Below are 6,354 nucleotides of genomic sequence, written 5' to 3' on the forward strand. Positions count from 1 at the left end.
GTCAGCCTGCCACGCCGCCTGGGATCGAGGACGAGGGGTTGTGCAGGTCTGCCGAGGCAGCTACCAGCCGTTGCATGGCGCGTTGGAAGTCGACGCGTTCCGTGTCCGTCCAGTCTTCGGTGAGGCGTGCGAACGCCTGCTCCTGCCACCGGTGGGCGTCTCGAAGCATGGCCTCGCCCTGGGGCGTCACGGCCACGACACGGCGTCGGGCGTCCGCCGTCGAAGCCGTGACGGTGAGGAGGTGTCGCCCGACAGCGTCGCTGACCATGCGGCTCGCGCCAGATTGGTCGATTCCAAGCTCGGCCGAGACATCGTTGATGCTTACCTCACCCCGGCCACTGAGGGCGTACACCGCCTCGGTGACCAGCACATCGCGGCCACGAGCAGCGCTGATGTCGCTCGCGTCGGCTCGGCGTGCCCAGTGCCGTACGAACCGGAAGAGGGTCTGCCCTGGCCCGGGTGACGGATCCGTGGTCATGCGCGTGCCTCGGTAGCCGCCAACTCACGGTAGAGGTATGCGAACTCCAGCGCCGGCCGCAGCGCCGGGAACCGGAGGGCGGCGGAGACGACGCCATCGGTGGTACGGAACATCGTCGCGACCCGGGTCGGCGCGGTGTCCTCGGGCCAGCGTGCGTCCTGTTCCACGACGAGCACCCGGTCGCTGATGGGATGGAAGGACGTCGGTCGCAGGGTGATGCCGGAGCGTTCGATCCACTTCGCGAACTCGTCGGGGTTGATCGGCCCCGCGCCCTTGGGACCGTTGACCACGATCGGATCGGCGACGATCTCCTGCACCCGGGTTAGGTCGCCGGTGTTGACGATCTCATGCCAGCGAGCGATAGCTGCTTCGGTGTCCGTGGTTATGCCCATCCGCAGATTGTATGCGAACCGCATACATTTTTGGGGAAGTGGGTAATCAGCCGTCGCTACTTGCCGCTGCGCGGGTGGGCCTGGATGGCGAGCATGACCGGTGTGGGCGCTCCGCCTTCGGTGAAGCGGTCCAATTCCAACCCGGCGTCGAGGAAGGCGTGCAGCAGTTCCGGCAGGGGACGGTGGATGGCCCCGACCTTGTCGCGAATTCCCTGGTCGGTCCAGGAGTCGCGGGTCCAGTGGCTGTCGAGGTAGCCGGGACGAATCACGACGGCGTCCGGGTCGGTTCGGTCGGCGAACCCGGCGCAGAAACAGGGGTGAACTCCGATGTGGACGAACTTGCCGCCGGGCCGTAGTACTCGGGCGACCTCGCGGAGCGCCTGGGGATAGGCCGGCATGTCGGTGTGGACCATCACGGCGACGACGGCGGGCAGGCAGCCATCGGGGAACGGGAGTCGTCCGACGTCGGCTCGGGCGATCGGTAGGCGGCCGGCAGCGTGTCTCAGCATCCCGGCGGAGATGTCCACTCCGATGGGATGCCAGCCCAATGCGCGGACTGGGCGGGCGTATGCGCCGGTGCCACAGCCGATCTCCAGGCAGGTACCACTGCCCGTACCCAACAGAAGGCGCAGCGCCTGGTCGATGCCGAGCGGATCGCCGTCGGCTTGTCGCCCGACGAACTCCTCTTCGTACCAGTCCGCGATCTCGTCGTACGCCGCCACCGGTCCCATGTGTTCCACTCTAACCAGCTCAATCGATCGAACGCGATGGTCGACGTAGCTGTCCTGTTCGTGGGCGTGGTGCCATCGGATGCAGGGTTGGAGTCATTGTGGCTTCACGTGGTGCCAAAAATGTGCCATCATGACACCATGAACGTCAACGAGAACAAGGTGCTGCGGATTTACCGGCGAGTGGGGGTCATGGCGCTGGCTGTCACGGCGCTGGCTGCCACGCTGCTGTCCGGGGCGGCCACACCCGGGATGGCGGCCCCGGCCAGCGTGGCCGCGTCGAAGGTCGCCTCCGCGCAGGAGCGCCCGGAGTTGCAGGCGGCCATGCAGGCGTTCGTCGATATCGGTTTCGCCGGGATGCAGTTGCGTGTGCACGATCAGCAGGGCGAGTGGGTGGGCAGCGCCGGGGTGCGCAGGCTGGGCGAAGACGCGAAGCCGCCGACGAACGGGCGGTTCCGGATCGGCAGCAACACCAAGACCTTCACCGCGACCGTGGTGCTGCAACTGGTGGCTGAGGGCAAGGTCCGGCTGGACACCCCGGCGGCCGACTACCTGCCGCAGTTCGGGCTGGACCGGCGGATCACCGTACGGATGCTGTTGCAGCACACCAGCGGGGTGTTCAACCACACCGGCGACTACTACGACGGGACGGCCATGCCGGGGATCCCCTCGACGGGCCAGGAATGGGTGGACACCCGGTTCCACACCTACCAGCCGGAGGAACTGGTGCGGTTCGCCCTGTCCAAGCCGCCACTGTTCGCGCCAGGGACGAGCTGGAACTACTCCAACACCAACTACACCCTGGCCGGACTGCTGATCGAGCAGGTCACCGGCCGCTCGTACGCCGAGGAGATGCAGCGGCGGATCCTGCGGCCACTCGGGCTCTCGGGCACTGTGGTGCCGGGTGCCCGGTCGGAAATCCCCGGGCCGCACGCCCACAGCTACTACCACTATCAGGACGCCGGCCAGTGGCAGACGGTCGACGTCACCCGCCAGAGTCCCTCCTTGCTGTTCGGTGCCGGTGACATGATCTCGACCACCGAGGATCTCCATACGTTCTTCTCCGCGCTGCAGAGTGGCAAGCTTCTGCCGGCCTCGCTGCTGGCCGAGATGCGCACGGCACATCCGAGCGGCAACGGCTTTGGCCTGGGGCTGCGCGTGCAGGACGTGAGCCCGGACTGCGACGGCATCATCTTCTTCCACAACGGCAGCACCATCGGCTCCGGAGCGCTGATGTACAGCACGCCCGACGGCAGCAAGACCCTGACTGCCTCGGCGACCGGCGGAGACGCCGAAGTCGACCTGGTAGGGGCGTATCCGACGGCGTTGGACAACCTCCTCAAGGCGGTGTTCTGCGGCGAGTAGGCCGCAGCCTGACGAACGAACCGGGCCCGCAAACTCACAAGCGAACCGGGCCACGCCGAGCTCAGCGAGTCCGGCGTGGCCCGTTCACATGCTCGGACGCCGGGCCGAGCAGGTATACCGCGTTCGTTGTACGTACCGGAAGCGGTCCGTTCGTACAGTGCCGGTATGCGGCGGTGGCTGGTGGACGCGGCGCTGGTGGTCGGTGCGGGTGGTGCCACGGTGTACCGGGTCGCCGTCGCGACGGTGGCACCGGCGGACCGTTCACCCGACGAGTGGGCGTACGTCCTCAGCGTGGCGATGGCGGTGGCGCTGTTGGCGCGGCGACGATGGCCGGCGGTGGTCCTGGCCGTGGTGGGCGGCCTGTTCCTGCTCTACCACGTGATGGAGTACCCAGGCGGTGCGCCGGCAGTGCCACTGTGGGTGGCGCTGTACTCGGTGACGGTGGCCACCCGACGCCGAGCCGGACTGGTGCTGGCCGGAGTCCTCATCGCGATCGACGCGTACAGCCGCATGGTGATCAATCAGGTTGGCCTGCTGGATGCCACCTTGGACAGCTCGACGGTGGTGTTCGTGTCGATGCTGCTCCTTGGCGAGGTGGTACGCGGTCGGCGGGCAAGGTTGGCGCTGTTGGCCGCCGACCGCGAGCGGGTGGCCGCGCTACGGGTCACCGAGGAGCGGATACGCATCGCCCGGGAGTTGCACGACGTGACTGCGCACACCCTGGCGGTGGTGAACGTGCAGGCCGGGGTGGCGGCCGAGGTGCTGGACGACGATCCGGCGCAGGCTCGGGCGGCGCTGGAGAACGTACGGCGTGCTGCCCGGGAGGCACTGGACGAACTGCGGGCGGCGGTGGGAACGATCCGCGACGGGCCGCGCCCAACCGAGACCGCAGGCGACAGAACCGAGGTCGAGCCGCCCGGGCCCACCCTGGACCGGCTGCCCGCGTTGGCCGCCTCGACCGGGGCGGTGGTCGTCTACGAGGGGGAAGCACGCCCGCTGTCCCGAGCGGTGGAGTTGACGGCGTACCGGATTGTGCAGGAGGCGGTGGCCAACGCGCTGCGGCACGCCGATGCGCAGCGGATCGACGTACACCTGGGGTTTCTGCCGGACGGTCTTTCGTTGCTGGTCTCCGACGACGGCCGGGGCGCGACCGGACCGCCGGGCAACGGGCTGCGTGGCATGGCGGAACGGGCCGCCGGCCTGGGTGGCTGGCTGCGGGCCGGTCCGGCCGACGGCGGAGGGTTCCAGGTACGGGGGTGGCTGCCAGGATGACGGTACGAGTGCTGCTGGCTGACGACCAGACGCTGGTCCGGGCCGGTTTCCGGGTGCTGCTGGAGCGGGCCCCGGACATCGAGGTCGTCGCCGAGGCGGCCGACGGTGACGAGGCGATCGCCGCGACTCGGGCGCACCGGCCGGACGTGGTGTTGATGGACGTACGGATGCCCGGCACCGACGGGCTGACCGCCGCGCGGCGGATCCTCGCCGACGAACGGCTGCCCGGGGTACGGGTCGTCATGCTGACCACCTTCGAGCTGGACGAGTACGTCTACGCCGCGCTGCACGCGGGCGCGAGCGGATTCCTGCTCAAGGACCTGGAGCCGGAGGAGTTACGGCGGGCGGTCCGGGTGGTGGCCGCCGGAGACGCGTTGCTGGCCCCGGCGGTGACCAGACGGCTCATCGCCGCATACGCGGGTGGTCCGGCCGTACCCGGGGTGCACACGTTGACCGCCCGGGAGCGGGAGGTGGTGGCGCTGGTCGCCGATGGGCTGTCCAACGCCGAAGTGGGGCTGAGACTGCGGATGAGCCCGGCGACCGCCAAGACCCATACGAACCGGGCGATGGTCAAGCTCGGTGCCCGGGATCGGGCGCAACTCGTGGTCTTCGCCTACCGCAGCGGGCTGGCCCGGCTACCGCGTCCACGGTAGTGCGTCATCCGCGATCGACGGATTGGTCGACGTCGTTGGATTCGTAGCGTCGAGCACATGTTTCTCATCTTGGGTCCGGCGCTCAATCTGCTCGCCGGCTTCTTCTGGGAGAGCGACCGGCAAGGGGTTACCGCCGGTACGCTCATCGTGCTCTCCACCGGTCTCTGGCTCATCGGCCTGCTCGGGCTCTACGACCGGCTACGCCCGCTCGCGCCAAGGTTCGTGGCGGTGGCGGTGCCGCTGGCGGTCTTCGCCACCGTCGGCGGGCTCGCCTTCGGGTTCCAGAGCATCTACGAGGGGATGTTCGACGTTTCGCACGCCGAGGCGGTCGAGCAACTCAACCACTATCCGTTCACTGCCAACTCGCTGTACTGGCTGGCCGGTCCGATGTTTCCGCTGACGCTGTTCCTGCTGGGGGCGATGTTGCTCAAGCTGCGGGCCGCACCGCTACCGGTCAGTGTGCTGATCATGCTGGGGGCGCTGGCGTTCCCGTTGAGTCGGATCACCCGGGAGCCGACCATCGCACACGTGGCGGACGTACTGCTGTTGCTGCCGTTCCTCTACCTGGCGGTGCGGTCGCGGCTTCCCGGCCGCCCCGCCACCGAGGTGTCCGAATCGGACGGGAGGCGTAGGGGTCTTCCCCTATTGCGCCGGCCTGCTCCGAAGTGAAGATATCGGGGGCGGTTGAGACCCGAGCGCGATGTGATCATCGCCGATGGATGGCAAGGTTTGGGTCACGGTCAGGTAGCTGACCGTGACCCGAAGGGAGCTTCTGTTGGCGATACCACGTCGTACGCGACTGGCAGCGCTCGCCAGTGCGACCGTACTGGGGGTGGGGGCGGTGCTGGGCGGTGCACCGGCCGCCTCCGCCGCCCGCACCGAACCGGAACTGGCTGCCGCCCGCACCGAGCCGGGTCTGGACGAGCGGACCGCATCCCGGGTGGACTGGCAGCCCTGCGCCGATGCGCCCGGGGTGCAGTGTGGATCGATCACCGTACCGATCGACTGGACCGATCCGGGCAAGGGCAGCGTGGACATCGCGCTGGCCCGCCGGCCAGCCACCGACCCGGCCCGTCGGATCGGCGCGTTGCTGATCAACCCGGGTGGGCCGGGCGGCTCCGGGGTGAACGTCATCAAGCAGGACTCGTTGCTCTCCGCCGACGTGCAGCGGCAGTTCGACATCGTCGGGTTCGACCCGCGTGGCGTCGGCGCGAGCAATCCGATCCTCTGCCCGGCCGTACCGTCGCTGCCGGCACCGGCCGAGTTCCCGACCACCCCGGAGACCTTCGCGGCCCTGAAGACGTTCAACCGGGCGTACATCCAGGACTGCCGCCGGTTAACCGGACCGCTCTTCGACTATGTGGACACGCTCAGCGTCATCAGATTCCTCCGTGGATACTGCGGCCTTCAGGCCGGAGAGGAAGCGGACTCCTGCGGAGCAGGTCAGGGGTAGCCGATTCGCCGTC

The 6,354-nt window shown here is 68.6% G+C and carries 8 protein-coding genes; 5 read left to right on the top strand and 3 right to left on the bottom strand.

The features are described 5' to 3' along the window. Position 1: 1 nt before the first annotated feature. The 3 genes from ACWDV4_RS19530 to ACWDV4_RS19540 are packed head-to-tail and all read right to left on the bottom strand — an operon-like array spanning position 2 to position 1,601. Entirely contained in the window at positions 2-478 is a 477-nt protein-coding gene (locus ACWDV4_RS19530) for a MarR family winged helix-turn-helix transcriptional regulator (protein WP_449980763.1), read from the bottom strand. After that, positions 475-870, bottom strand: a complete 396-nt coding sequence (locus ACWDV4_RS19535; protein WP_449980765.1) for a hypothetical protein — start codon at positions 868-870, stop codon at positions 475-477. The genes ACWDV4_RS19530 and ACWDV4_RS19535 overlap by 4 nt, the downstream gene beginning before the upstream one ends. A gap of 56 nt (positions 871-926) precedes the next feature. Then, complete coding sequence (locus ACWDV4_RS19540) at positions 927-1,601, bottom strand: class I SAM-dependent methyltransferase (protein ID WP_449980767.1); 675 nt, start codon at positions 1,599-1,601, stop codon at positions 927-929. A 138-nt stretch (positions 1,602-1,739) separates the two neighbouring features. Here ACWDV4_RS19540 and ACWDV4_RS19545 point away from each other — a divergent pair, with 138 nt between their 5' ends. From ACWDV4_RS19545 to ACWDV4_RS19565, 5 genes are all read left to right on the top strand, one after another. Then, complete coding sequence (locus tag ACWDV4_RS19545; protein ID WP_449980769.1) at positions 1,740-2,963, top strand: serine hydrolase domain-containing protein; 1,224 nt, start codon at positions 1,740-1,742, stop codon at positions 2,961-2,963. A gap of 165 nt (positions 2,964-3,128) precedes the next feature. After that, a complete protein-coding gene (locus ACWDV4_RS19550) occupies positions 3,129-4,235 on the top strand; it encodes a sensor histidine kinase (RefSeq protein ID WP_449980771.1) in 1,107 nt (368 codons plus the stop codon). Beyond that, the gene (locus ACWDV4_RS19555; protein ID WP_449980773.1) at positions 4,232-4,888 is read left to right on the top strand and encodes a response regulator transcription factor; all 657 of its coding nucleotides are present in this window, start codon (positions 4,232-4,234) and stop codon (positions 4,886-4,888) included. The genes ACWDV4_RS19550 and ACWDV4_RS19555 overlap by 4 nt, the downstream gene beginning before the upstream one ends. 57 nt (positions 4,889-4,945) lie before the next feature. Then, positions 4,946-5,557 carry a hypothetical protein gene (locus tag ACWDV4_RS19560; RefSeq protein WP_449980775.1) on the top strand — a complete coding sequence of 204 codons (612 nt, stop codon included), beginning with the start codon at positions 4,946-4,948 and terminating at the stop codon, positions 5,555-5,557. 106 nt (positions 5,558-5,663) lie between these two features. Then, positions 5,664-6,341: a hypothetical protein gene (locus tag ACWDV4_RS19565; protein ID WP_449980777.1), complete on the top strand. Its 678-nt coding sequence runs from the start codon at positions 5,664-5,666 to the stop codon at positions 6,339-6,341. The last annotated feature ends 13 nt before the right edge of the window (positions 6,342-6,354 follow it).

The sequence above is a fragment of the Micromonospora sp. NPDC003197 genome, assembly GCF_053590565.1.

What these genes read in the sequence shown, in the direction of transcription:
- ACWDV4_RS19555 (WP_449980773.1), top strand. Translation starts at nt 4,232, where the DNA reads ATGACGGTACGAGTGCTGCTGGCTGACGACCAGACGCTGGTCCGGGCC.
- ACWDV4_RS19550 (WP_449980771.1), top strand. Translation starts at nt 3,129, where the DNA reads ATGCGGCGGTGGCTGGTGGACGCGGCGCTGGTGGTCGGTGCGGGTGGT.
- ACWDV4_RS19530 (WP_449980763.1), bottom strand. Translation starts at nt 478, where the DNA reads ATGACCACGGATCCGTCACCCGGGCCAGGGCAGACCCTCTTCCGGTTC.
- ACWDV4_RS19535 (WP_449980765.1), bottom strand. Translation starts at nt 870, where the DNA reads ATGGGCATAACCACGGACACCGAAGCAGCTATCGCTCGCTGGCATGAG.
- ACWDV4_RS19545 (WP_449980769.1), top strand. Translation starts at nt 1,740, where the DNA reads ATGAACGTCAACGAGAACAAGGTGCTGCGGATTTACCGGCGAGTGGGG.
- ACWDV4_RS19540 (WP_449980767.1), bottom strand. Translation starts at nt 1,601, where the DNA reads ATGGGACCGGTGGCGGCGTACGACGAGATCGCGGACTGGTACGAAGAG.
- ACWDV4_RS19560 (WP_449980775.1), top strand. Translation starts at nt 4,946, where the DNA reads ATGTTTCTCATCTTGGGTCCGGCGCTCAATCTGCTCGCCGGCTTCTTC.